11 protein-coding genes and 1 pseudogene are annotated in these 26,687 nt (G+C 61.6%); 5 read left to right on the top strand and 7 right to left on the bottom strand.

The annotated features are described in order from the left end of the window. Positions 1 to 314 precede the first annotated feature (314 nt). The 3 genes from NCS00_RS31190 to NCS00_RS31180 are packed head-to-tail and all read left to right on the top strand — an operon-like array spanning position 315 to position 4,761. Positions 315 to 2,306 (top strand): TonB-dependent receptor plug domain-containing protein, encoded by a 1,992-nt coding sequence (locus NCS00_RS31190; RefSeq protein ID WP_008345465.1) that lies wholly within the window; start codon positions 315 to 317, stop codon positions 2,304 to 2,306. Between the two features lie 2 nt (positions 2,307 to 2,308). Then, positions 2,309 to 2,830: a YfiR family protein gene (locus NCS00_RS31185; RefSeq protein ID WP_250437712.1), complete on the top strand. Its 522-nt coding sequence runs from the start codon at positions 2,309 to 2,311 to the stop codon at positions 2,828 to 2,830. After that, the gene (locus NCS00_RS31180) at positions 2,827 to 4,761 is read left to right on the top strand and encodes a putative bifunctional diguanylate cyclase/phosphodiesterase (protein ID WP_008345467.1); all 1,935 of its coding nucleotides are present in this window, start codon (positions 2,827 to 2,829) and stop codon (positions 4,759 to 4,761) included. The genes NCS00_RS31185 and NCS00_RS31180 overlap by 4 nt, the downstream gene beginning before the upstream one ends. 72 nt (positions 4,762 to 4,833) lie before the next feature. On the opposite strand, the gene NCS00_RS31175 is transcribed toward NCS00_RS31180, so the two are convergent. The 3 genes from NCS00_RS31175 to NCS00_RS31165 all read right to left on the bottom strand — a co-directional run bounded on the left by NCS00_RS31175 (position 4,834) and on the right by NCS00_RS31165 (position 9,261). Beyond that, positions 4,834 to 5,088 (bottom strand): hypothetical protein, encoded by a 255-nt coding sequence (locus tag NCS00_RS31175; RefSeq protein WP_081851829.1) that lies wholly within the window; start codon positions 5,086 to 5,088, stop codon positions 4,834 to 4,836. 804 nt (positions 5,089 to 5,892) lie between these two features. Next, positions 5,893 to 6,960, bottom strand: coding sequence for a hypothetical protein (locus NCS00_RS31170; protein WP_008345468.1), 1,068 nt, complete (start codon positions 6,958 to 6,960; stop codon positions 5,893 to 5,895). Positions 6,961 to 8,082: 1,122 nt separating this feature from the next. Beyond that, the gene (locus tag NCS00_RS31165) at positions 8,083 to 9,261 is read right to left on the bottom strand and encodes a porin (RefSeq protein ID WP_250442093.1); all 1,179 of its coding nucleotides are present in this window, start codon (positions 9,259 to 9,261) and stop codon (positions 8,083 to 8,085) included. Positions 9,262 to 10,261: 1,000 nt separating this feature from the next. Here NCS00_RS31165 and NCS00_RS31160 point away from each other — a divergent pair. Next, positions 10,262 to 11,815, top strand: coding sequence for a methyl-accepting chemotaxis protein (locus NCS00_RS31160; RefSeq protein WP_250442092.1), 1,554 nt, complete (start codon positions 10,262 to 10,264; stop codon positions 11,813 to 11,815). Positions 11,816 to 11,830: 15 nt separating this feature from the next. Here NCS00_RS31160 and NCS00_RS31155 read toward each other — a convergent pair. From NCS00_RS31155 to NCS00_RS31145, 3 genes and pseudogenes are all read right to left on the bottom strand, one after another. After that, positions 11,831 to 11,988 (bottom strand): annotated as a pseudogene (locus NCS00_RS31155) (NAD-dependent epimerase/dehydratase family protein); the annotation flags it as partial. A 131-nt stretch (positions 11,989 to 12,119) separates the two neighbouring features. Next, complete coding sequence (locus NCS00_RS31150) at positions 12,120 to 13,811, bottom strand: cyclic peptide export ABC transporter (RefSeq protein ID WP_250442091.1); 1,692 nt, start codon at positions 13,809 to 13,811, stop codon at positions 12,120 to 12,122. Beyond that, positions 13,811 to 14,686 (bottom strand): alpha/beta fold hydrolase, encoded by an 876-nt coding sequence (locus NCS00_RS31145; RefSeq protein ID WP_250442090.1) that lies wholly within the window; start codon positions 14,684 to 14,686, stop codon positions 13,811 to 13,813. The genes NCS00_RS31150 and NCS00_RS31145 overlap by 1 nt, the downstream gene beginning before the upstream one ends. 154 nt (positions 14,687 to 14,840) lie before the next feature. Between NCS00_RS31145 and NCS00_RS31140 the strand changes: the two genes are divergently transcribed. Further along, positions 14,841 to 15,500, top strand: a complete 660-nt coding sequence (locus tag NCS00_RS31140) for a hypothetical protein (RefSeq protein ID WP_250442089.1) — start codon at positions 14,841 to 14,843, stop codon at positions 15,498 to 15,500. A 103-nt stretch (positions 15,501 to 15,603) separates the two neighbouring features. On the opposite strand, the gene NCS00_RS31135 is transcribed toward NCS00_RS31140, so the two are convergent. Beyond that, on the bottom strand, positions 15,604 to 26,687 hold an 11,084-nt coding region (locus NCS00_RS31135; RefSeq protein WP_502801615.1), incomplete at its 5' end, for a non-ribosomal peptide synthetase.

Below are 26,687 nucleotides of genomic sequence, written 5' to 3'. Positions count from 1 at the left end.
AATTCTCCGGAGGATGGAGAAGGCAGTTGCGCAACATCCGTGCCGCCATGCTTCCGGGTAAGCAATCAGACGACGGCGCTGGCGTGCGCTCACGCCGGCACACAGCGCGGTGCGGGGTGCCGCGAAAATATTACCGACACGCGGCCGCTGAAGCGCGCCGACGCATGGAGTCCGACTCAAGCGGCCGGGTGCGGATGCCGATAAGAAAAGAACCCTCGAATTCATTAGAACATGCCGTACAGATGTCGATCTTCACCCAGCCGCCAAGTCTTTGTTCCGCTGATGCACCGCTGCACTTTGTCGCCGGACTTTTCATGGCCGCGTTCGTCGGCGCGTGCGTGACGCCCGCGTGTGCGGCTACCGCTCCGTCGCTCGCGCGCGCATCGCTCCAACCGGAGAACGAAGACCTTGCTTCGATGCCGCTCGAGTCGCTGATGAGCATGACCGTGAGTGGTGCGACGCGGGTCGCACAGTCCGCGGCGAGCGCGCCTGCCGCCGTCATCGTTCTGACCGCCCGTGACATACGCGACTACGGCTGGCGCACGCTGGCCGATGCGCTTGCAACGCTGCCGGGACTGTATATCACCTCCGATCGCATGTACTCGTATCTCGGCGCGCGCGGTTTCCAGCGCCCGGGTGATTACAACAGCCGCTTCCTGCTGCTCGTCGACGGAATGCGTTTGAACGACGGAGTCTATGATCAGGCGCCCGTCGGCTCCGACTTTCCGATCGACATGGATCTCGTCGAGCGTATCGAATACATACCCGGCCCCGGCTCGGCCGTGTATGGTTCCAATGCGTTGCTTGGCACCATCAACGTAATCACAAAGAAGGGCAGCGAGATCGGTGGCGTTCAACTCGCCGGCGCTGTCGGCAGCTTCGGTGAGAAACAAGCTCGAGCGACGTATGGTTGGCATGGCGCGCACGGCGCGGACCTCGTGCTGTCCGCGACGGCCTACGAGCGCCACGGCCAAGACCTCTTTTTTCCCGAGTTCGATACGCCGGACAACAACAACGGCGTAGCAAACGGACTCGATGGCGAGCGCAACCAGAAGTTGTTCGCGAAGTTCGGCATCGGCGGCTTGCGCATCAGCGCGGGCTACGGCAACCGCACGAAGGACGTTCCGGGCGCGCCTTACGACGCTGTCTTCAACGCACCCTTCAGCGTAACGGACACGCATTCCTTCGTGGATGCCACGTACACGCATCATTTGCGCAACGACATTGCGATCGACTATGAGCTTTATTCGGGGCGTTACGACTACACGAGCCGTCAGCTCGTCTCGCCCGCGCCGGGCATCAGCAACGTCGATGGCGATCATGCCGTGTGGTACGGCGGCGATGTGCATGCGACCGTGCGCACGGTGCCGCGCAATCGCATCGTGGCCGGCGTCGATTACACGATAAACACGGCACGCGACCAGTGGAACTACAACGTTGGGCCGTATGAGCGCCTGCTCGACGACCATCGCGTCAGTCAGCGCGTCGGCGTGTATGTCGATGACGAAATCAAACTCGCCGAGCCGCTGACGCTCGACATCGGCGGCCGCTTCGATAGCGAGACGCGCATCGGCGGCAATTTCAGTCCCCGTATCGCGTTGATCTGGCGGCCGACCGCAAGCGATACGTTCAAGCTCGTCTACGGCACCGCATATCGCGCGCCGAATGCCTACGAGATGTATTACGCAATTCCCGGCGAAGGCGGGCAGCTTGCGAATCCCTGGTTGAAGTCGGAACGTATCGGCACGCAGGAGTTCGTCTACGAGCGTGCATTGGGCGGCACGGGACGCGTGACCCTCTCGTTGTTCCGTTACTCGCTTCGGGACCTCATCACCGAGTCCATCGACCCGGATTCGGGTCTCTATGTGTTTCGCAACGTCGATCGCGCGCAGGCACGCGGCGCGGAACTCTCATGGCAGCAGCAGTTTGCCTCGGGCGTGCGCGCGCGGGCCAGTTACGCCTATCAGTTCTCGCGCGATTCCGTGTCGGGCGGCGCGCTTCAAAACTCGCCGCGCCACATGGCCAAGGTCAACGTGAGCGTCCCGCTGTTTGCCATGTCGGCGCGCGCAGGTTCCGAAGCGCAGTGTCTGTCGTCCCGGCTCGCACAAGCGGGTTCGGCGGGGGGCTACTGCGTCGTCAACGTGTCGCTCCACAGCCGGAAACTTATCGCGCCGGCAGATGTGTCGCTGTCGGTTTATAACGTCTTCGACCGCCGATATGCGGATCCGGCCGGCCCCGGCTTCGCTCAGAACGTCATCGTGCAGCAGAGCCGCACGCTGCTGGCGAAAATGGTCTACGGGTTCTGAAGATGTGGATCCGTCGAGGCATAGCGCTCTGTTTGTGCACGGCCGGTTCGCTCGCGGCATGGTGTGCGCACGCGCAGGTAGATCTGCCAAAGCTCGAGAGCGCCTACATCTTCAACTTCACGCAATTCACGCAATGGCCGGCTGAGCGCGCTCGCGGTGTCGAATTGCGCGTCTGTGCGAGCGAGCGCAGTTCGTTGCGCGACGCGCTGGCTGGACTCAATGGGCGACTGGTGGGTGCGCGCGTGTGGCGTTTTATGACCGTGGGCAGCAAGGGGGCCGGCGAATGCGACGTGCTTGCCCTGGACGACGGCGACAGCACGAGCGCGGAGATGCGCGAGGCATTGCGGTCGGACGATGCAGTGCTCGTCATCGCTGGCGCCGGCGCGACCGCACCTGGTGAGGCGGTCATCAAGCTGATCGCGGAGGACGAACATTTGCGCTTCGACATCAGCAACACCGAGGCCTTACGCCGAAAGCTGGTTCTTAGCTCGAAACTGCTGCGGCTTGCAAGGAGACTCAAATGACCATGCGGAGCAGCAGTCGGAGCGCCGAGCGTCTGACGGTGCACGCGAATCTCGTGAGCGTCGGCATTGCGCTGGTGGTCGCGAGCATCGTGCTTCTCGTGTACCAGGCGGTGGCATTCCGCAGCGCTCTCTATGACGATGCGTCGCTGCAAGCGTCCGTCATCGCAGAGAACGTCAGCGCATCGTTGATGTTCGATGACGAAGCGTCGATGACAGACGTCTTGCGATCGCTGCGCCGGGTTCCCTACGTCGAGAGTGTCAGCGTATATCGCGACGACAACCGGATCTTCACTCGCTACGCGCGCGCAGGAATTAGCGCGGAGCACATCGACGAGGGTACGCTCGCGTCGACGGAGCATCGCACGACACTCTCGCTCGGTGACGTCTACGTGCGCGCGACGATCGAGCATAAAGGCCACAAGCTGGGACATGTGGTGCTCGTAGCAACGAGCGACCTGGTGCGTCGACAACTCCTGCAATATGCGTGCTTTCTCGGCGTCGCGTGTCTGGGTGCGCTCTGGGTTTCGACACTCGTCATGCGCCGGATGCGGCGACGAGTGACGGAAGCGGAACGCGAGTTGGAGCACCTGGCGCGCACGGACCCGCTCACGAGCCTGTCGAACCGGCGTACGTTCTATGAAACGCTGGAGGCGCGGCTCGGGGCGGCAAAGGACCCGCATCGCCATCTTGGTCTCGTGCTGATCGATCTCGATGACTTCAAGACGGTGAACGACACGCTCGGTCACGGGGCCGGCGACGAACTGCTGCAGCATGTGGCGCGCGTGCTGACGAGTGCCGTGCGCGGTCGTGGGATCGTGAGCCGGATGGGCGGCGACGAATTCGCCGTAACGGTAGAGTGCTCCTGGAAACGGAGCGCGGTTGAGGAAGTCGCGAATGAAGTCGGACACGCACTCTGCCAGCCCGCGATAATCGACGGCGACGAGATCAGCGTGACGGCGAGCATCGGCTATGCGAGCTTTCCGGAGGCCGGGCACGACAGCGGAAGCCTTGTCGCCAGCGCGGACATCGCGTTATACGAAGCGAAAACGCGCGGCAAGAACATGGTCGTGGGATTCTCTCGTGAACTGATGAATGCAGCGCATCGCCGTGCGTATCTCGAAGCGGAATTGCGCAAGGCCGTCGACGGCGGTGCGCTCGATCTCGTCTATCAACCGCAGTTCGACTGCCGCAACGGTTCGCTCGTCGGTGCAGAAGCGCTGACGCGGTGGACGCATAGGGACGAAGGCGTCGTATCGCCGGCAGAGTTCATTCCGATCGCAGAGAACAGCGATCTGATCGTGCGGCTCGGGCGTTCGGTGCTGCAGCGCGCGTGCGTTGCAGCGGCGACGTGGTGCGCCGACCATCAGAACGTGAGCGTTCGCGTTGCGGTGAACGTGTCGGCGCGGCAGTTGCGGCATCCGGCCTTTGTCGACGACGTCCTCGCGGCGCTCGCGGCGAGCGGCCTCGCACCCGGGCTGCTCGAGCTCGAGCTTACCGAGAGCCACCTCATTGCCAACCGCGAGACGGCGCTCGACGTGATGAATCGTCTGCGCACTGCGGGTGTGCTGTTATCCATCGATGACTTCGGCACAGGGTATTCGTCGCTCTCGTATCTGCATGCCTTCCCTGTCAATACGATCAAGATCGACCGTTCATTCATCGAAAGGCTTCCAGAACATGGACAGCCCATCGTGACGGCGATCCTGTCGATGGCTCATAGCTTCGGGCTTGACGCGGTTGCCGAGGGGGTGGAAGACGCGAAACAGCTCGCGTGGCTGATGGAGGCGGGATGCGACGTCGTCCAGGGTTATTTCACCGGCACGCCCATGTCGATCGACAGATTTCGTGCCCTTCTACGAGAGCATGCATTGGCGCAACAGACAGGTACGTCCGGGATCATCGCCAATGATGAACACCCGCAATCGGCATAACACGGGCAGCTCAGGAGAATTGTCCGTCTTGTCGTTTCGTTGAGAGACCGGAAGAGGGTGCAAGCGGATCAATCACGTCGCAGTCGGCTCTCCGGACATACTGAAGACCATCGACGGCGGGCCTAACGGAGCGACTTCTTCGCGGGTTGAAATTCCAAGAAGATCCAGTAACGCGATCAAGCGACGGCGATCGCGGGCGGACAGTCCCGGAAACACCAGAAGCTTTTCCGTCTGAGCAGCCCAGTATTCACGGCGGATCAATGTGGGTCGGCATATCAGGGTGTTGACGGACCGTTCAAGTTGCCGAATTTCATTTTCGAGGATCACCCCGGCCTCCTGCCATGTGCATGAACTCAAACCGCGTCCCCGAACGTACTACCGAGGTAGCGTTTGCATCGGAAAGCGGTACTTTTCTCATCGAATCAGTCATCTTTTTGCCAAGTCCGGCGCATCGATTCGGACCGGCTTCTGCAATCCCAATTCGGGCTATGCGACGCATCAAAGCGCCATGTACGGCTGCTCGAAACGCCTGGTCACGCAAACGTTGGCGCTCTTGCGTGGCGTTATGGCCTGTTGCTTGCAGCGGATAACGGCAATTTGACGAGACGAGTTAATACGGGAAAACCAGTATTTCGCGGCATAGGCGATTCCTGCTCGCCGCGCCGAGGCCCGACGGTCGGGAAGTGATGGAAACGGCGCGTGGACCGCTGCGGCGCTAAGCCCGTGGTGAGCGCGCTTGCACGAGTCTGCGAAATTCTTCCGATCGCATCGGCAGTTCTTGAGTGGAATCGGTGATACCGCAAAGGGGGCTGAGGGGCACTTGTGCGCCAGACGTCCTTGCCCACTCGGAGAATGTTGTTGAGACCGCAGACGCCTCGACAGTGGGATGTCGCCGAGGTTGTTGTCGCCGGTTCGTAAGCGCTGGACCGATGGTTGCCTTGGCGAAAGATCGAGAGGTTTTGCTAGACGGTCTTAGCCGGCCAACTCGAGCCGTTAATAGTCGGTGGAGGATCCGAGGGAATCGAATATCTTTCGAAGTGAGCGATTCCCTTGTTCGCCGGGTTTTTCGATGACCGCGTCATCGAAAGCCCCGACGCGGCGAATTTCAGCTGGCGACCGCCCTGCCGCTTATTACTTCGGGTGGCTCGCAATGAAATTCTTGACTGCCATGTACGAGGCCTTCTTCGTCTTGCCATCGCTTTGCAGCATGCCGTAGTTGCCTTCCTGGGAGTCGTACAACTCGAAACCTTGAATCGACTGGATGTTGTACTTCGACGCCTGGGTGTAGTACTGCTGCATCATCAGGTTACCGGTCAGGTAAGAAGCGATAGTGTCATTCGCGCCATATTCCGGACGCACGCCGAACTCGTTGATCCAGACGGGCCTGCCAAAGGAACTGATGATACCGAGAATGTCGTGACACCCCGTGCCCCCGCACGCATTCGTCATGTCGCCCTGGTCGGAGTACCAGTGCCATGCGGTGATGTCCCAGCTGACGGTCGGGTGACCGTGTGTTCCGTCGGGCTGTGAGCCGTCGAGAAGCATCTGAAAAAACGCAATGTGCTTCCATGTGCCATCGACGATAATCTTCGCTGAACTGTCGACCGACTTCACACCCGCGATCATGCCACGGATCACGCCGCGCGCGATCGTGAACGGCCGGTTGCTGTATTGCCACCAGATGTTGCCGTCGTAGTTTCCGGCCAGCGCGGCAGAATCCAATTCGTTGGCGACTTCGTAGTACGTGTACTTATAAGTCTGTGCCGTTTGCTGACCCATTACGAAGCCCGCATTGTAAGCCGCTTCCTCGCTGTCAAAACCCAGCCCGAGCAGCATCACCGGATACACCTGAACCCCTCCTGCCGCAAACTGTTTGGCAACGGTAGCGAGCACTTTGGCGGATGCCAAGTTGTACACGTCGTTGCGGAAAATCTTCACGCCAAGGTCTTGGAGCTGCGAGAGCTGTGTCGCGTAGGGCGTGTTGTCATAGGCGCCGCCGTTGGTAATGTGACCGTTCATGCCGTAAAAGATTGAAGCCGTGGTGGCCGCCTTTGCGGTCGCCTCCGGCATATCGGTGGCTTTCGCCGTGGCGGCCTCGACGGCGCCTTCGCCGCCGCCGCCGCATGCCGCGAGCATCAGACTCGTGGCGACGGCAACGACGGCCGCCGAGATATTGACGAGGCGGAAACGGTCACGCAAGCAATGGCCAGGTTTTCTGTGGTTTGTCATGGTAGTTAGCAATACGAATTGATGTGTTCCGAAGCCGTGGGCGTGCGGACTGATGACGCCTATTTCTCTAAGTCGGTAGTCAGACCGCGATGGAATGCAGGTTTCGGACTGAAACGCCCGGTTGCTGCAGTTCGGTCGGTACGCTGTATGGACCGGAGCGTTAGGGGATTAATGAGGACGACTTGCACGGCAAGGGAGCCGGGTTCGCAAATCGGCCGCAATGTCGCTCCGCGATGTTGCTACCCCGTCGACCTTTGAGGACGCATAAGGGCTAGCCAAAATTACCGAATGGATGAGCCTTATAAACAGTTTTACGGCAAGCTTTGTGCGTTCTTTAGGTTATTCGGAACGGGATACCGAAACGCAGTCGCTTTGAATCTGCGTAAGAGGTAATAATTGCTGATGCGCCGGGAAATCTATTGCACATTCCGCGGATCGACGCCAGCCTGGCAATGACTCAGCCGACGGTCGCGGAAGCAGCGCGGGAAGTGGTGCACTACACGTCAGATCTGAATGTGACTAGTCGGCCGGGCCTGGCCTGGCCTGCAAATAAGGCGGCGCCACCGTCGAGTATCAAGTAAGCGATCCTAATAAATAAAGTGGCGCCGGCTTTCGTGGCTTCCTGGGTCCGGCGCGATAGAGGTTTCGCCGCTGTATTCTTGACGTCGACCGACGCTTCTTGAATTGGACGCATTGCGAATCTGCTCTCCTTAACTGAAGGTGAGCCGCGCGCCATACGCGGCGCTGTCATTCGAAGGAGATACGCATGCGTCGCTTGCTCGACATTGTGGTCTCTCTTCTTTTGAGCGTCACGCCGCTTTATTCAGGTGCCGGTGGCGACAAGGATGGGGCCTAAAGGCGCGCGGCTGTTCTTCATCCGTTCCGATCGCTACGATGCGGCCTCGCAATGTGTTAGTGGCTCCGCGCGCGACGATGCAATTAGCGCACAGTGCGCCGTTGTTCCACCGTTCTTGGCGATCGGTGGCCGCACACGACCGGGAGGACCGCTTTGCGCGGTCATCCGTCATCGATAGATTCATCGTTGGATAGTGTCCTTCGTCCGGTTTGACGCTTAAGGCTGTTTCGAGGGCGTCAGAAGCGATGCTTCAAGCCGACGGCCGCTTCGAGCTGATTCGTCGTGGAAGCCGGGGCGGTCACGCCGTTAATCCATGCCACGCCCAAGGGCGAAGTGCCGCTCGGGCTCGACCGTTGCCACGCGCCCTGAATGTAGACATCGGTGCGCCGAGAGAAGCGGTAATCGGCCATCGCGCTTACCTGATTCCAATGTGGAATGCCGCCGCCGCCGTTTCCGCCTGCGCGCGAATAGGTGTACGCGCCCGAAAGTTCGACCGCCGGCGTCAGCGCATACCGAATGTTTCCTTCGAAGTTCTGGAAAGTTCCGCTCAGCCCAGTCTGAAAGAATTGGGAGAGCTTGGTCTGCGAGTACACGAAGCCGGCCACAGCCGGACCGAAGGTGTAGTTCACACCGGCGCCGAAGGTCTTCTGACTGCTGGCCAGCACGCCCAAAGGCACACCCGTCGGCGTCAGCGCGCCTTGCAGGGACGCGCCGGTTGTATCGGTGACTGCGCCGTTCGTATTCAACTGTGCCGGCGTGCGCGCAGAACTGCTGAGCGCGAGATAACCCGCACCGAAGTTCCACGCGCCCGCGACGTATGAGATGCCGAAGCTATACGCACGATTGTTCGCGAATCCGCCCGCCTGATTGGAGAAGCCGTACAGCCCACCGAAACGAAAGCCTGCGATGTTCGGGCTCAGGTACTTCACCGCGTTGTTGATCTGAAACGAGTCGTTCAGATTGTCGTTGTCTAGCGGATGCGCGAAGTGCGTGCCCCCGAACTCGGTACCCGTCAATGAAAGCGGCGCGACAAAATCGACCATGCTGTCGGTCTGGCGGCCTAGCGTGAGCGCGCCGTAATCGCGGCTCGACAAGCCGACATACGCCAGGCGATTGAAGAGGCGCATGTTTGCCGAGTACTGCCCGGTATTCAAATTGAAGCCGCTTTCCAGTGTGAAGATTGCCTTCACGCCCCCGCCGAGGTCCTCGGCCCCGCGCAAACCCCAGCGGCTGTACTGGACCGCGCCGCTCGTCATTTCCCAGTTGCTGTGCCCGCCGCCCGTCCCGCTGATCTGGCTGTTCGTATAGGTCAAACCCGCATCGATTAGCCCGTAGAGCGTGACGCTGCTTTGCGCATGCGCTGCCCCGCCGAGTGTGAGGATCGTCGTCGCACCTATCTTAAGCATCTTGTTCATGTGCCTGCTCCAGCAGCCAAGACCGGGAGATACATTCTCTGGGAACGCTTTCTACACGGAGCTAGATGTCTTACGGGTGCTTAGCCTTGCGAGTCATCGATACGAAAAGGCGCGATGTGCTTTACCTGACTTTATGCGATCGCGGTCAGATCTGCCAACTCAAAACCTACGCAGACACAGATGTCGGGACATCCGTTCTGGAACAACAGGCACGCAGCTAACTAACGCCCGCGACCAACGGACTGACTACTGCGCAGATGGGCAATCCGACGAGCTTCGTACGATCGGGACCGTCATTCCGTAACGTCACGACACGGTGGGCGTCGGCCTGCGTCGTCGTGGTCCGACTTCACTTCGATGTGCTTTCCGAAGACGGGTGTTCGGCCTGCTCAGCCGGAATCACACGACCGCTTACCGAGGTCGCGTCGGCTCTGTGCTGCGTTCGACTCCCGTCGCGTGGAGCGGTTGCGAGAACCCCTCCAACAGCGATCGCGCCGATGATGGCGATGCTCGACGCGAGCAACATCTGCCGGCTGACGCTTTGTGACGAGGACGTCAGAGATTCTCCTGTCGCTTCATCCGGAGGCGGATTCGGCGGCAAATGTGTCTGGCAGCGTTTGCATAGAGAGGCCATAGCGCTTACTTCGGCGCCGCATGTATCGCATATTTTGTAGCGCATTCAGTTATCTTCTCGAGTTTCTACTTCGCGCGCAGCGGTGGCGTCCGGAGCTAAAGAGGCGAAAGCGATCTCGCCATATCGGCAGTGGAAGCGCAAGACTTGAGACGCCCGATGCCTGAGGGTGTGATTTGCCCGAATGAGGAAGTACAAGCGACGGCAAAACCAAGGCGATGCGCTAGCCCGTTGCTTTGCGCGGCACACTCGTCAAAAGACGCCGAAAGCACCGTAAAGTAAACCGAATGCTATCCGTAAACAGTATGAAAGCAGTGGATTTCTCATCCTGGGAAACCCGCTCGCATCTGTCTACGGAGAATCACAACCATGAAGGTCGTCACCAAACTGGGTCTGGGCTTCGGCATCGTGCTGTCAACGTTGTTCGCCGTGCTCGTCTTCGGTCTCGTGAGCATGTCGCAAATCCAGGCGCGCTTCGATGAAGTGGTCGAAGTCAACAATGCGGAGGCGAAGCTCGCGCACGTGCTGAGCCTGTCGGTGAGCGACCGGATGATTGCACTGCGCAACATCGCGCTCCTGACCGATGCGGCCGCGGTCGAGACGGAGAAAGCGCGCATCCGTACGCAGGCGCAAGGCTACGCGCAGGCTTACGACGCACTCGGCACGCGCTTCAAGGAAAGCGATCAGACCTCCGCAAGCGAACGCGCGGTATTCGAGAAGCTTCGCGCGAACGAAGCCGCCGCCGCGCCGATCATCGAAAAGGCGATCTCGCTTGCCGAAGCGCGCGAGCAACAGGCGGCAATTCGCGTGCTGATCGACGAGTTGCGGCCTGTGCAACGGGACTGGATGAGTACCACGAAGGACATGATCGCGCTGCAGGATGAACAGAACGATATCGCCAACCGCGACGCCGACGCCGCCTACGCCCGCGCCCAAGCGATCATGCTCGCGCTCGGCGTAGCAGCCTTGCTTGCCGGCATCGTAGCCGCGCTTGTCATCACGCGCGGTCTTACACGCGCGCTCGGCGGCGAACCGGGCGAAGCGATGGCGCTTGCGGCACGCATCGCTCAAGGCAATCTACGCGATGCGATCCCGCTCGAAGGCCGCAGCCCCGACAGCCTGATGGTCTCGCTCGAGACGATGCGCGCGCGTCTGAACACGATCGTGGTTGGCATTCAATCATCGAGCATGGCGATTGCCGAAGCGGCCAGCGAAATCGCGCAGGGCACTGTCGATCTGTCGAAACGCACGGAGTCTCAGGCGGCATCGCTCGAAGAAACGGCGGCGAGCATGGAAGAACTCGCGAGCACGGTCGCGAAGAATGCCGACAACGCCGCCGAGGGCACGCACGCCGCGACGAAAGCATGCGGCGACGCGACTCAGGGCGGCGACACGGTCAACGACGTGGTCGCGACCATGCGCAGCATCGCGCAGGCTTCGTCGCAGATGGCCGACATCATCGGCGTGATCGAAGGCATCGCCTTTCAGACCAACATCCTCGCGCTCAATGCGGCCGTCGAGGCCGCGCGGGCAGGCGATCAGGGCCGCGGGTTCGCGGTCGTCGCCGGCGAAGTGCGCGCACTGGCGCAACGCAGCGCCGTGGCCGCCAAGGAGATCAAGACGCTCATCGATGCTTCGAACGCGCGCGTGTCGAACGGCTCGGCGCTCGTCGAGCATGCCGGCGGCACGATCGAAGGCCTGGTCGCGTCAGTGAATCGCGTGACGGCCATCATGAGCGAAGTGGCGGCGGCATCTGGCGAGCAGCGCATGGGCATCGATCAGGTGAATGTGGCCGTCGCGCAGATGGACGAGGTCACGCAGCAGAACGCGGCACTCGTCGAAGAGGCGTCCGCCGCCGCTCAATCGCTCGCCGAGCAGGCCGAAGCGTTGCGTCGGGCGGTCGCGGTGTTTCAAGTGGAGTGAGCCGCGCGGTCCTAGATCGCCGCGCAGCGCCTGCACGATGAAGTTCGACGCGACGCGTCCGTCCTGAGGGTCCATGCGCGGACCGTAGGTGTTGAAGATGCGCGCGACGCGCACATCGGTGCCGTACATGCGGCGATAGGCGAAGCACAGCGTTCCGCGGCGCGCTTGCCTTCCACTGGTTGCGCAACCCTAAGTTTTTCCGGAAGGAATTACGCGCCAAACGTTTGCTTGGTCGGCGCTGACTTTGCCGGCGTCGCTGTCGAACGCCGTAGGTGGGGACGTCTTGTTCGAGCGAACGGCGAAGTTATTCGGCCACTTCCGAGCCGCTGCGTCCGGCGAAGAGGCCTTCTTTCAGTGCTTCGGAAGAGACGTCGATGAGGCGCCCGTTCGCAACCTGAACGAGACGATCGGCGCATTCGAAATAGGCATCGTCGTGAGAAATGACGATGACCGTCTTGCCCTTGCGCTTGAGCTCGGGAATCAACTGCGTGTAGAACACGCGCCTGAATACGGGATCCTGGTCGGCGGCCCATTCGTCGAAGAGATAGATCGGGCGGTCTTCCAGATACGACGCTATGAGCGCCATGCGCTTGCGTTGTCCGGAAGAGAGATTGACCGTGCTGAACCGGTTGCCCTTCATGCTGACCTTGTGGTCGAGTTCGAGCTTGTGAAGATACTGTGCCGCCTGCTTCGCGATTTGCGACTGGTCTTCACACAGCACTTCATCGAACAGATGAAAGTCGGCGAACACGGCCGAGAAGCGCTCGCGATAATGCGCAAGGTTGTCTCTCTCGACTTTTACACCGTTCAGTTCTACGTGCCCTTGCTCGGGCTCGTACAGTCCGAGCAGCAGCATCGCGAGCGTGGTCTTGCCGCTGCCGTTTCCGCCGATCAGATAAACGACTTCGCCCTGACGAATCGACAGATCGATCGGTCCGAGTGTGAACGGATGATCTTCCGTCAGCCCCGGATAGCGATGCGATACGGCGGAAAACCGGATCAGCGGCACGCCTTCGACTGCGGCCCCGAAGGGATCGTCTGCGGACCCATGACCGTCATCGTCCGCTTGCTGCGTGAGCTCGGCATCGAGAATGCGGATGCGCTGAAGCGCAATCGACGCCTGACGAAGAATCGGCAAGATCGTCATGACTTCGCTGACCGGATGGATCAGGAAAAGAAGCAGGAGGGTGAGCGTCACGAGCACGCCGTGGGATTGTGGAAACCAGTGCGGCACGACGAGCAGGATCAGGCCGATCGCCACATAGAAGAGCATGCCACCGGCGTTGGCGACGAGCGAGTAGATGAGCATCGCGCGGGTGAACGATCGGCGGAATGCGTGTGCGGTCGAATGAACGACGTGTTCGGTGAAGTATCGGGCTCGCGCGTCGTTGAGTTGCAATTCCCGCGTCCCTTCCAGCAAGGAACGAAAGTGCCGGAAGATGACATCGAGCTGATCTCGCACCGCTTGCATTTCGCGCAAGGGCCAGCGTTCGATACTGTGATAGATCGCCCCCCCGACGACGAGAAAGACGAAAAAGCACGCGAACGCCTGCCACGAAAGCCAGGCCATATACACGAGGCATACGACAATGAGCACGACGTTGCCGAACGCGAGCGGCAGCATTTGCGATGCCTGCGCGAACGTGTTGATGTCCGTGGTAAGAATGGCAAGCAGGCGCGGCTTCCCGAGCGATTGCAGCTTCTTGTAGGGCGTGCGCAGGATCTTGCGGCATAGCTCGATTCGAAGACTGCAGATCACCTGCTGACCGAAATCGAGCACGATGATCTGCGAACTCGTTCTGAACAGCAATTGCGCCGCGCACACCGCGAAGAAAACGATTACCAGTCCGCGCGTTTCGATCTGGCCGGCGGCGACCTGGCCGATGAGACGCGCGATCTCCGCGCTGCACAGCGCCCCGGCGAACCCGGCGATGACTGCAATGACCAGTCGCGGCATCGACTGTCGGCGAAGCTGCGCGGGAATGATCGAGAACATCACTGACCTCGGCTCACGGCATCCGGCAGCGAAGCAAGGAAGGCGTCGATCGTACGATTGAATTCGTCGGGGTTATCGGTCATCACCGCATGGCCGGCGCGGGATATCGTGGCGAGTTGCCCTTCACATAGCGCGTGATGCGCCATGCGTTGCGCAACCTGCGGCTTTAGCACCGCTGACCCGACGCCTCTCACGACGAGCGTCGGGCAGCGCACGGACGCCAGCATCTGCCACAGTTGTTCCGCCTGCGGCTCCCTCTTTTGCGGCGACTCATCGGCGACGCGCCGGTCCAGCTTCGGCTCGAACACTCCGGCCGGCGTGCGGCGCAACGCATGCAGCGCGAGATTGCGAAGCGCACGGCCGTTGGCCAGCGGACGCCGTTCGAGCAACCACGAGACATATCCGTCGACCGTGTCGAATGTAGCCGGCGTCTCGCGTATGTCGGCACGAACGCGTTGTGAACCCGATGCATCGGATTCCGGTCCGAAGTCCACCATGACCAGTCCGGAAACATGGTGTCCGAGCAGTGCGTTCAATTGCAGTGCGACACTGCCGCCGAGCGAATGACCGATAAGAACGGGCTTTCTTATGTTCATTGCAAGCAGAACCTGCAATACATCGCCCGCGAGGGTTGGCGAATCGTAAGCGCGCTCCGGGTCCCAGCTCGAATCTCCGTGGCCCCTCAGATCGATCGACACGAAACGATGTTCGGCCGACGCTGCGTCGGTCAATGTTCGCCATACGCCGCTGCACTCGCCGCGGCCGTGCAGCAAGACGCAGGGCGTGCCGATACTTCCGGACTCTTCGACGGAAATATTTAGACGGCCGTCGCGAACCTTGATGCTGCGACGCTGCATGAATAAGGGACGTTTCATCGTGAGCACCTGTCAGGAATGACGCTTAGTGTGTCTTTCGAAAGTTAGCGTGGGATGAGGACGCGGATCGGTTCGAATCACGGTCATGGGCTAACTGCGAACTAACTCTCGACGCATACCCTGACGCACATCCAAACCTACCGGTGGAGTGCTCATGAAAAGCGCCGAACATGTTTATGAAGCGCAGGATTCGCTGCTCGTCGAGTTTGCGGACACCGAGACGACCGACGTATCGCCGGAAGCACTCGCAGCGATGGTCGCCGAGGCAATGCGCGTGAAGCGATGCGTCGTTTCGATACCCGTCGACGATCGCGTTGTCGAGTTGTGCGCGGCCCGCACGGAGGCATTCGGCGAAGTGCATATCGGGGAGAAGACGGCCATCGTCGAATACTCGGACGCGCGCGACAAGATGTTCGCCGTCCTCGCGCTGAACGGAAAGACGATAGGCGTCGTGCAAGTATCGGGACCGCGGCTCGGACGGCAATTCGATGAACATGATCTGAAGCTGCTTCGCATTCTCGGCACGTTCGTCACGCGATCCGTCGAGGCGGACCGGCTTGAGAAGCTCGTCGCCTCGCCGTTCGCTCAGGCAACGATCAAGCGATCCTCGGATCAGACGATCGGCGACATCGTCGCGCAATCCGTACAAAACCCGAGCCAGCTCTCGAAGATGCTTGCACGATCGTTCTATCGGGAGATGACGCGCGCGGGATTCGACTTCGGTCAGATCATCGGCGCAGCCACCGAAATCATTTCGGAACTCGCCAGCAACGTGCGCAAGCATACCGATCGCAAGCAGCGGCGCGCAGGTTGAGCGATCGTCATATCGGCGGCCTCGGCGCACTCTTTTCACTCCTTCCATTGCTTCGTTAGATGGCAGCGCCACCGGCCTATAAGCCCGTGGCGCTGTTCGTTCTCTACTTCGCTGATGCACCAATCACATTCATCGATGCGAGGTTCTGTCCGATCAACGCGAGCGACGATGGCAGGCACATCTCGCCATGCATGCAGTCGATGTCGTAGTTCACGATCGAACCGTTCACACACGCTCGCCATTGCGCGCTACGTCGGGGTTGTCCGGGCGCTTCGGAGCGCGTCGCCGTGAAATAGACGATATCGCCATGGAACGACCGGGGCGTGTACATCGATTGCAACTGCATGTTCCGTTGCGTCGTGCCAATCAGCGTTGTGACGTGCTCGTCCGTGATATACGCCGGTATCAGCCGATGCTCACGCAGCGCGACCACGCGCTCGGTGGTCGATTGCATTGCCTGAAGCGTGAGCGTGAGATCGGGCGACATGTCCGGGAACGTCGCGGCGAACAGCGCCCATTCATCGACTTCGGATGCAGTGAGTCCGTCCGGAAGACGCGAATCCAGCAACACGAGCTCGCCGATCTTCTCGCCAAGGTTTTGCAGTTGCGTCGCCATTTCGTACGCGAGCAGTCCGCCGAAGGACCAGCCGAGGAGGTGATAGGGACCGTGAGGCTGAACCGTGCGGATGCGCGCGATATAGTCCGCCGCCATGTCGACGATGCTCGCGGGACGGTAGCCGGGCTCCTTCAACGCCGGCGTCTGGACGGCGTAGAGGGGCCGGTCGTCATCGATGATCTTCGCGAGACCCGCATAGCTCCACGCCAGTCCGCCGACCGGATGAATGCAGAAGAGCGGTGCGCCGCTCCCCGATGCCCGGATAGGCAGAATCGGATCGAATTCGTTGTTCGAAGGCGCGGCGTTCAGTTGATCGGCGAGTTCCGCGACCGATGGCGCATTGAAGAGAACGCGAATCGAAATGTCCTGGCCGAGCTTCGCGTGAATCGATGCCATCAACTGAACAGCCAGCAACGAATGCCCGCCGAGCGCGAAGAAGTTATCGAAGACACTCACGCGCTCGAGTCCGAGGACGCTGGCAAAGCACTGCGCGAGCGTATGTTCGAGCGAGGTGCGCGGCGCGACATAAGCGGCGAGATCCTGCCACTGCGGATCGGGCAATGCGCGCCGATCGAGCTTGCCGTTGGGCGTGAGCGGAAGCGCATCGAGCGTGACGAACGCCGATGGCACCATGTAATCCGGCAAGCGCGCAGTCACATGCTCGCGAAGCGCATTCGTATCGATAGCGGTGGCGCCAGTGACATAGGCGATGAGCTGCTGGTCCTGCGTCTCTTCACGCCGCGCCCGTGCGATGACGACGGCCTCGCGCACGGCCGGATGACTCGCGAGCTGCGCTTCGATCTCGCCGAGTTCGATCCGGAAGCCGCGAATCTTGACCTGATGATCGTTGCGTCCGAGGAACTCGAGATTGCCATCGGCGCGATAGCGCGCGAGATCGCCCGTGCGATAGATGCGCGCATCGGCAATGAACGGATCGTCGAGGAAGCGCTCGGCGGTGAGCTCGGCACGATTGAGATAACCACGCGCCACCCCCGCGCCACCGATATACAACTCGCCCACGGCACCCGGCGGCACGAGCCGGTAGTGCGCATCGAGCACGTACAGACGCGTGTTGGCAATCGGCCGGCCGACCGATACCGTGGATGACCTATGCGCGTCGCGGCCCGTGCGATAGCACGAGGACCAGACCGTCGTTTCAGTCGGACCGTAGAGATTCCACAGCGCCTTGACCTTCTCGTTCAGACGCGCCGCGAGGTTCGCGGACAACGCTTCGCCGCCGCACAGCGCGGTAAGCTTCGCGCTGCCGTTCCACTGCGTGTCGAGCAGCATGCGCCAGGTGGCCGGGGTCGCCTGCATGAAGCTGATGGCGTGTGCATCGATGAGCGCTTGCAACGCGAGCGGATCGGCTGCATCGTTGCGCGATGCGAGCACGATGCGCGCGCCGGCGCTCAAGGGTAAATACAACTCCAGGCCCGCGATATCGAAGGATATCGTCGTGACAGCGAGCAGTGTGTCGGCGGCGTTCATCGAGGTGATATCGCGCATCGAGCACAGGAAGTTCAGCATCTGGCGATGCTCGATCATCACGCCTTTGGGCTTGCCTGTGGAGCCCGATGTAAAGAGCACGTATGCGAGATGATGTGGTTCGATTCTGGTTTGAGGATTGTCCTCTGATGCATCGAGCGATGCATCCGGATCGAGCACGCTCAACGTACCCGTATCGCCGAGTGCTTCACGGCCGATGGCATCGGCGAGCAAGAGGCGCGGCGTCGAGTCAGTGAGGATGTGAGTCAGGCGTTCGCCGGGGTAAGCCGGATCGAGCGGCACATAGGCGCCGCCCGCTTTGAGTATCGCGAGCAACGCCACCACCATGCCGATGCCACGCTCCACGCACAGCGCCACGCGATCTTCCGGACGCACGCCCAACTTGATCAAATGATGCGCGAGCCGATTGGCGCGCGCATTGAGTTGCGCATACGTGAGCGTCTGATCTCCAAAGATCAGCGCGATCGCATCGGGCGTGCGCTCGACCTGCTGCTCGAACAACTGATGAATGCACAGATCGACAGGGTACGACGCAGCCGTATCGTTCCACGTCTGGACCAGTAACTGACGCGTCTTGGGCGGCAGCACATCGAGTTGGTCGACGGGCGTCTGCGGTGCCTGCTCGAGTGCCTGCACGAGGCTCGATAACGCTTGCTCCATGTACCCGCACAACTGATCGGGCGAGAGCGGCGCGAGCGTTTGCGCGGTCAAGCCAAGGCTCTCGCCGTTGTCTTCGACAGCGAGCATGAGCGGATAGTTGGTGCGCTCTTCGGCGCCCAGCAGCTCGATCCCCTCGAAGGCATATTGTTCATCGGCGACGGCCTGGTTGTGGCGATAGTTCAGCAGCGCGCTAAAGAGCGGCGCGGGCGCGGCCACGCCACTGCATCGCTGAGCGAGTGCGAGCGGGGCATGCTGATGCTGCAGCAAGGCCGCGAGACGCTGATGCGTGTCACGCACGCTATCGACAACAGAGACATCGTTCACATCGAGGCGAATCGGCAAGGTGTTGATGAGCAGCCCGAGCGCCTGATCGACACCTGCCTGCATGCGCCCGAGCAGCACGGTGCCGAAGACGATGCGGCCATCGCCGGTGCTTGCCGCGTCGAGCACACGCGCCCATGCGAGATGACAGAGACTGGCGAGACTGACGCCGAGTTCTCGCGCCTGCGTGCGCAGACGCGTGTTCAACGCCGCGGGCAACGTCACGCGAGCTTCGGCGACCGAGGAGCCGTCGTGATGCACATCGGTGAAGCCGAAGGGCAGCGTGGGCTCGCTGAGCGCGGCGAGCATGTCGCGGAAGAACGCTTCATGCTCCTGCTGAGTGGCGCCGAGCCGCGCCTGCGCGACCAGATCGCGAAACGGTTGCGCCACATCGAGCGCATCGGCATGGCCCTCGAGCAATGCGCTGATCTCTTTCTGAATCACTTCGAGCGTAACGTGATCGCCGATCAGGTGATGCCACACGAGCAGCGCGAGCCAGCGCGGCGAATCGTGTTCCTTCGCGATGGTGAGCCGAAGCAGGGGCGCCCGATGCAGAGGCAGGCGTTGCGAGCGCGCATCGAACAGACGCGCGAGTTGATCGACAGCCGGACCGTGTGCGGGATCGAGCTCGATCTCATCGATGGTGACAGGCGCTTGGCGACAGACGACTTGCGCGGGCGTGCTGATGCCGTCGTGGATGAAGGCGGTGCGCAGGATGTCGTGCCGTGCGATGATCCGTTGCAGCGCATCGAGCCAGGCATCCAGACGCTCGCGGCTATCGAAGGCGATGCGCGCGGTTTGCAGATACGGGTCGCCCTCGGTGCTCAGCATGTGATGGAACAGAATGCCTTCCTGCAGCGGTGCGAGCGCGTAAATGTCCTGCACGTTCGTTATGCCGCCCGGGACTTGTTCGACGATGGAGTCGATATCCGCTTGCGTCAAGGCGATGAGCGGCAGCATGGCAGGGGTGAGCGCGGTCGTGTCGCGCGTGATGACATTGGGCGGCACGACGATATCGTGCGCAATCGCACCGCGCTCGATCGATGCGGCAAGCGTGCTGAGCACGGGCGTGGCGAAGAGATCGCGCACATTGGCGTGCAGGCCGATGCGGCGCATGCGTTCGATGAGCGTGACGGCCAGCAGCGAATGGCCGCCGAGCGCGAAGAAGTTATCCTGCCGGCCGACGCGATCGAGGCCCAGCAATTCGGCCCACAGATCGGCGAGCGACGATTCGGTCTCGCCCAAAGGCGCTTCGAAGGGACGCAACGCGAAGGCATCGGCGTGCGGATCGGGCAGCGCGTGACGGTCGAGCTTGCCGTTGGGCGTGAGCGGCAGTGCATCGAGCATGACGATCGCTGAGGGCACCATGTAATCGGGCAAGCGCTCGGCGAGATGCTCGCGCAAGACACTGGCATCGACATCGGCGAGCAGCGTGACATAAGCGATGAGTTGCTGATCCTGGGAGGCTTCGCTGCGGGCCCGCGCGATGACGACCGCTTCACGCACGGCGGCATGATCCACGAGTTGCGCTTCGATCTCGCCGAGCTCGATACGGAAGCCGCGCACCTTCACCTGATGATCGTTGCGGCCGAGGAACTCGATGTTGCCATCGGCACGATAACGTGCGAGATCGCCTGTGCGGTACATGCGATCGCCAGAAGTGAAGGGGTCGGCGACGAAGCGCTGCGCGGTGAGCGCCGCGCGCCGCAGATAGCCGCTCGCGAGACCCGCGCCGCCGATATACACTTCGCCCACCGTGCCGAGCGGCACCGGCTTGCATCGCGCATCGAGCAGATAGACGCGGGTGTTGGCGATCGGCTTGCCGATGGTCTCCTTCAGGTGATCGCCCCTATGCATCTCGATCCACGTCGAGTAAGTGGTCGTCTCGGACGGGCCATACAGATTGCACAATCGTTCGATATCGGTCTCGGCGAAGATGCGTTTCATCAGCGCGAGCCTGAGCGGCTCGCCCGCAAGGTTGATAGTCTCGACGGATGCGAGCGATGCACCTGCATCGAGTAGGGAAGTGATCGCCGAAGGCACCGTGTTGACGAGGCTCACATCGTGCGGCTTTCTGGAAAGTGCGAGGACGTTGTCGACGAGATGCACGGTGGCGCCGCAGGTCAACGGTGCGAAGCATTCATAGATCGAAAGATCGAAATTGATCGATGTGGCAAACAGCGTGTGTGAAAGCTCTTTCGATGTAAAGGCGTTCTGCGCCCAGTTCAGGAAGTTGACGGCGTTTCGATGTTCGATGGCGACGCCCTTCGGCTTGCCCGTCGATCCCGACGTATAGATCACATACGCGAGGTTGTGCGGCGCGACCGGTGCTTGCGGATCGGCCTGCGAGAGCGTTTCGTCGTCGGATGTATGAAGATCGAGTACCGTCAGAGTGCCCGTGTCGCCCAACGCATGACGGCCGGCTGCATCGGCGATCAGCAATCGAGGCGCGGCATCGGCAAGAATGTGATTCAGCCGTTCACCCGGATACGCAGGATCGAGTGGCACGTATGCGCCGCCCGCCTTGAGCGTGGCTATCAACGAGACGATCATGCCGACGCGCCGCTCCATGCATAACGCGACGCGATCTTCCGGACGCACGCGCAGCGCGATCAGTCGATGAGCAAGCCGATTAGCACGCGCATTCAGCTCCGCATACGTGAGGGATTCGTCTTCGAAGATGAGCGCGGTGGCATCGGGCGTGCGTCGAACCTGTTGCTCGAAAAGCTGATGCATGGAGAGGTGCTCGGGGTAGGCGGCTGCCGTGTCGTTCCATCGATCGAACAGCGCATACTCTTCAGGCAACACGAGTTCGAGCGCATGTAACGGTACATCGGGCCGCGCGAGCGCCTGATCCAGCAAGCGCGTGAAGCGTTCGCCGAAACGCACGATAGTCTGCCTATCGAAAAGATCGCTTGCGTAGCTGATGCTGCCCGCGAAGCGGTCGTGCGTGTGAGTCAGGTTCAGCGTGAGGTCGAACTTGGCGCCGGCTTCGGCCGGGGGCAGAAGTTCCAGCGTGAGACCGGGCAAAGCAAGCGCCTCGAGCGGCGCATTCTGCAAGACGAGCATCACTTGAAAGAGCGGCGTACGGCTCGTGTCGCGCGCCGGCGCGAGGGCTTCGACGAGTTTTTCGAAAGGCAGGTCCTGATGTGCGTAAGCGGCGAGCGTCGTATCGCGCACTTGCCTGAGCAATTCGCGCATGCTGGGCGCGCCCGACAGATCCGCACGCAATACGAGCGTATTGACGAACAGACCGATGAGCGGTTCGATCTGTGCATGCGTGCGATTGGCGATCGGCGAGCCGACTGCCACTTGCGATTGCCCGGAGAGACGACCAAGAAGCGTCTGGAGTGTGGCGAGCAGCACCATGAATGGCGTCACGCCTTCTCGATGCGCGAGCGTGGTCACGCGCTCCGACAGGTTGGGACTCAGCGAAAAGGGCAATGTTGCGCCACGTCCGCTGATCCGCGCAGGGCGAGGGCGATCAGTCGGCAGATCGAGCGGTGCGAGTTCGGCGAGCTGAGTGCGCCAGTATTGCGTCTGTCGATCGAGTTCCGCGCCGGTGAGCCAATCGCGCTGCCACAACGTAAAGTCGGCATACTGCACGGCCAATGGCGGCAAAGCGAGCGCTTCGTCATGCAACGCGGCCTCATAGCACGCGCCGAGTTCACGCACGAGCACGCCGATGGACCAGCCATCGGAGATGATGTGATGCATCGCGAAGAGCAGCACATGCTCGTCTTCGGCGAGGCGAAGCAGCCGCGCGCGAAGAAGCGGCCCGTGCTGAAGATCGAAGGCTCGCGTGGCTTCGGCTTGCGTGATCCGGCGGACTTCGGCGGCTTGCGCGTCGGAGGCGAGCGTGCCGAGTTCGACGAGAGGCAGTGCGATCCGCAATTGCGTCGCGATACATTGAACCGCCTGCCCGTCTTGTTGCACGAAGGAAGTACGCAGGCTTTCGTGACGCTCCACGAGGGCATTCAACGCAGTGTCGAGCGCCGGAACATCGAGCGACCCGCTCAGGCGCACGGCTACCGGAATGTTATAGGCCGACTGTCCGGGGTTGAGCTGTTCGAGGAACCACAAGCGTTCCTGCGCAAAAGACAGCGGTAAATGCTGCGGCGGCGTGCGTGCTTGCAGTGTCGGGATTGCGCTCACGCGACCCGTTTCCTGCTGTAAGGTTTCGCCGAGCGAAGCCACGGTCGGCGCATCGAACAATGTTCGTAATGGCAATTCGATGCAAAGCGCCTGACGCAAGCGCGATACGAGTTGCGTGGCCAGCAACGAATGCCCGCCGAGCGCGAAGAAGTTGTCGAAGACACTCACGCGCTCGAGTCCGAGGACGCTGGCAAAGCACTGCGCGAGCGTATGTTCGAGCGAGGTGCGCGGCGCGACATAAGCGGCGAGATCCTGCCACTGCGGATCGGGCAATGCGCGCCGATCGAGCTTGCCGTTGGGCGTGAGCGGCAGCGCATCGAGCGTGACGAACGCCGATGGCACCATGTAATCCGGCAAGCGCGCAGTCACATGCTCGCGAAGCGCGTTCGTATCGATAGCGGTGGCGCCAGTGACATAGGCGATGAGCTGCTGGTCCTGCGTCTCTTCACGCCGCGCCCGTGCGATGACGACGGCCTCGCGCACGGCCGGATGACTCGCGAGCTGCGCTTCGATCTCGCCGAGTTCGATCCGGAAGCCGCGAATCTTGACCTGATGATCGTTGCGTCCGAGGAACTCGAGATTGCCATCGGCGCGATAGCGCGCGAGATCGCCCGTGCGATAGATGCGCGCATCGGCAATGAACGGATCGTCGAGGAAGCGCTCGGCGGTGAGCTCGGCACGATTGAGATAACCACGCGCCACCCCCGCGCCACCGATATACAACTCGCCCACGGCACCCGGCGGCACGAGCCGGTAGTGCGCATCGAGCACGTACAGACGCGTGTTGGCAATCGGCCGGCCGACCGATACCGTGGATGACCTATGCGCGTCGCGGCCCGTGCGATAGCACGAGGACCAGACCGTCGTTTCAGTCGGACCGTAGAGATTCCACAGCGCCTTGACCTTCTCGTTCAGACGCGCCGCGAGGTTCGCGGACAACGCTTCGCCGCCGCACAGCGCGGTAAGCTTCGCGCTGCCGTTCCACTGCGTGTCGAGCAGCATGCGCCAGGTGGCCGGGGTCGCCTGCATGAAGCTGATGGCGTGTGCATCGATGAGCGCTTGCAACGCGAGCGGATCGGCTGCATCGTTGCGCGATGCGAGCACGATGCGCGCGCCGGCGCTCAAGGGTAAATACAACTCCAGGCCCGCGATATCGAAGGATATCGTCGTGACAGCGAGCAGTGTGTCGGCGGCGTTCATCGAGGTGATATCGCGCATCGAGCACAGGAAGTTCAGCATCTGGCGATGCTCGATCATCACGCCTTTGGGCTTGCCTGTGGAGCCCGATGTAAAGAGCACGTATGCGAGATGATGTGGTTCGATTCTGGTTTGAGGATTGTCCTCTGATGCATCGAGCGATGCATCCGGATCGAGCACGCTCAACGTACCCGTATCGCCGAGTGCTTCACGGCCGATGGCATCGGCGAGCAAGAGGCGCGGCGTCGAGTCAGTGAGGATGTGAGTCAGGCGTTCGCCGGGGTAAGCCGGATCGAGCGGCACATAGGCGCCGCCCGCTTTGAGTATCGCGAGCAACGCCACCACCATGCCGATGCCACGCTCCACGCACAGCGCCACGCGATCTTCCGGACGCACGCCCAACTTGATCAAATGATGCGCGAGCCGATTGGCGCGCGCATTGAGTTGCGCATACGTGAGCGTCTGATCTCCAAAGATCAGCGCGATCGCATCGGGCGTGCGCTCGACCTGCTGCTCGAACAACTGATGAATGCACAGATCGACAGGGTACGACGCAGCCGTATCGTTCCACGTCTGGACCAGTAACTGACGCGTCTTGGGCGGCAGCACATCGAGTTGGTCGACGGGCGTCTGCGGTGCCTGCTCGAGTGCCTGCACGAGGCTCGATAACGCTTGCTCCATGTACCCGCACAACTGATCGGGCGAGAGCGGCGCGAGCGTTTGCGCGGTCAAGCCAAGGCTCTCGCCGTTGTCTTCGACAGCGAGCATGAGCGGATAGTTGGTGCGCTCTTCGGCGCCCAGCAGCTCGATCCCCTCGAAGGCATATTGTTCATCGGCGACGGCCTGGTTGTGGCGATAGTTCAGCAGCGCGCTAAAGAGCGGCGCGGGCGCGGCCACGCCACTGCATCGCTGAGCGAGTGCGAGCGGGGCATGCTGATGCTGCAGCAAGGCCGCGAGACGCTGATGCGTGTCACGCACGCTATCGACAACAGAGACATCGTTCACATCGAGGCGAATCGGCAAGGTGTTGATGAGCAGCCCGAGCGCCTGATCGACACCTGCCTGCATGCGCCCGAGCAGCACGGTGCCGAAGACGATGCGGCCATCGCCGGTGCTTGCCGCGTCGAGCACACGCGCCCATGCGAGATGACAGAGACTGGCGAGACTGACGCCGAGTTCTCGCGCCTGCGTGCGCAGACGCGTGTTCAACGCCGCGGGCAACGTCACGCGAGCTTCGGCGACCGAGGAGCCGTCGTGATGCACATCGGTGAAGCCGAAGGGCAGCGTGGGCTCGCTGAGCGCGGCGAGCATGTCGCGGAAGAACGCTTCATGCTCCTGCTGAGTGGCGCCGAGCCGCGCCTGCGCGACCAGATCGCGAAACGGTTGCGCCACATCGAGCGCATCGGCATGGCCCTCGAGCAATGCGCTGATCTCTTTCTGAATCACTTCGAGCGTAACGTGATCGCCGATCAGGTGATGCCACACGAGCAGCGCGAGCCAGCGCGGCGAATCGTGTTCCTTCGCGATGGTGAGCCGAAGCAGGGGCGCCCGATGCAGAGGCAGGCGTTGCGAGCGCGCATCGAACAGACGCGCGAGTTGATCGACAGCCGGACCGTGTGCGGGATCGAGCTCGATCTCATCGATGGTGACAGGCGCTTGGCGACAGACGACTTGCGCGGGCGTGCTGATGCCGTCGTGGATGAAGGCGGTGCGCAGGATGTCGTGCCGTGCGATGATCCGTTGCAGCGCATCGAGCCAGGCATCCAGACGCTCGCGGCTATCGAAGGCGATGCGCGCGGTTTGCAGATACGGGTCGCCCTCGGTGCTCAGCATGTGATGGAACAGAATGCCTTCCTGCAGCGGTGCGAGCGCGTAAATGTCCTGCACGTTCGTTATGCCGCCCGGGACTTGTTCGACGATGGAGTCGATATCCGCTTGCGTCAAGGCGATGAGCGGCAGCATGGCAGGGGTGAGCGCGGTCGTGTCGCGCGTGATGACATTGGGCGGCACGACGATATCGTGCGCAATCGCACCGCGCTCGATCGATGCGGCAAGCGTGCTGAGCACGGGCGTGGCGAAGAGATCGCGCACATTGGCGTGCAGGCCGATGCGGCGCATGCGTTCGATGAGCGTGACGGCCAGCAGCGAATGGCCGCCGAGCGCGAAGAAGTTATCCTGCCGGCCGACGCGATCGAGGCCCAGCAATTCGGCCCACAGATCGGCGAGCGACGATTCGGTCTCGCCCAAAGGCGCTTCGAAGGGACGCAACGCGAAGGCATCGGCGTGCGGATCGGGCAGCGCGTGACGGTCGAGCTTGCCGTTGGGCGTGAGCGGCAGTGCATCGAGCATGACGATCGCTGAGGGCACCATGTAATCGGGCAAGCGCTCGGCGAGATGCTCGCGCAAGACACTGGCATCGACATCGGCGAGCAGCGTGACATAAGCGATGAGTTGCTGATCCTGGGAGGCTTCGCTGCGGGCCCGCGCGATGACGACCGCTTCACGCACGGCGGCATGATCCACGAGTTGCGCTTCGATCTCGCCGAGCTCGATACGGAAGCCGCGCACCTTCACCTGATGATCGTTGCGGCCGAGGAACTCGATGTTGCCATCGGCACGATAACGTGCGAGATCGCCTGTGCGGTACATGCGATCGCCAGAAGTGAAGGGGTCGGCGACGAAGCGCTGCGCGGTGAGCGCCGCGCGCCGCAGATAGCCGCTCGCGAGACCCG

Origin of the sequence: Caballeronia sp. AZ1_KS37, assembly GCF_023631165.1 — a bacterium.
GTDB lineage: Bacteria > Pseudomonadota > Gammaproteobacteria > Burkholderiales > Burkholderiaceae > Caballeronia > Caballeronia zhejiangensis.
The sequence above is the reverse complement of the archived record's forward strand: the minus strand, read 5'-3'. Positions and strand labels throughout refer to the sequence as shown.

Bases quoted from the DNA above. Each gene is read 5' to 3' on its own strand.
- NCS00_RS31190 (WP_008345465.1), top strand. From the start codon at position 315: ATGGCCGCGTTCGTCGGCGCGTGCGTGACGCCCGCGTGTGCGGCTACC.
- NCS00_RS31185 (WP_250437712.1), top strand. From the start codon at position 2,309: ATGTGGATCCGTCGAGGCATAGCGCTCTGTTTGTGCACGGCCGGTTCG.
- NCS00_RS31180 (WP_008345467.1), top strand. From the start codon at position 2,827: ATGACCATGCGGAGCAGCAGTCGGAGCGCCGAGCGTCTGACGGTGCAC.
- NCS00_RS31165 (WP_250442093.1), bottom strand. From the start codon at position 9,261: ATGAACAAGATGCTTAAGATAGGTGCGACGACGATCCTCACACTCGGC.
- NCS00_RS31160 (WP_250442092.1), top strand. From the start codon at position 10,262: ATGAAGGTCGTCACCAAACTGGGTCTGGGCTTCGGCATCGTGCTGTCA.
- NCS00_RS31150 (WP_250442091.1), bottom strand. From the start codon at position 13,811: ATGTTCTCGATCATTCCCGCGCAGCTTCGCCGACAGTCGATGCCGCGA.
- NCS00_RS31145 (WP_250442090.1), bottom strand. From the start codon at position 14,686: ATGAAACGTCCCTTATTCATGCAGCGTCGCAGCATCAAGGTTCGCGAC.
- NCS00_RS31140 (WP_250442089.1), top strand. From the start codon at position 14,841: ATGAAAAGCGCCGAACATGTTTATGAAGCGCAGGATTCGCTGCTCGTC.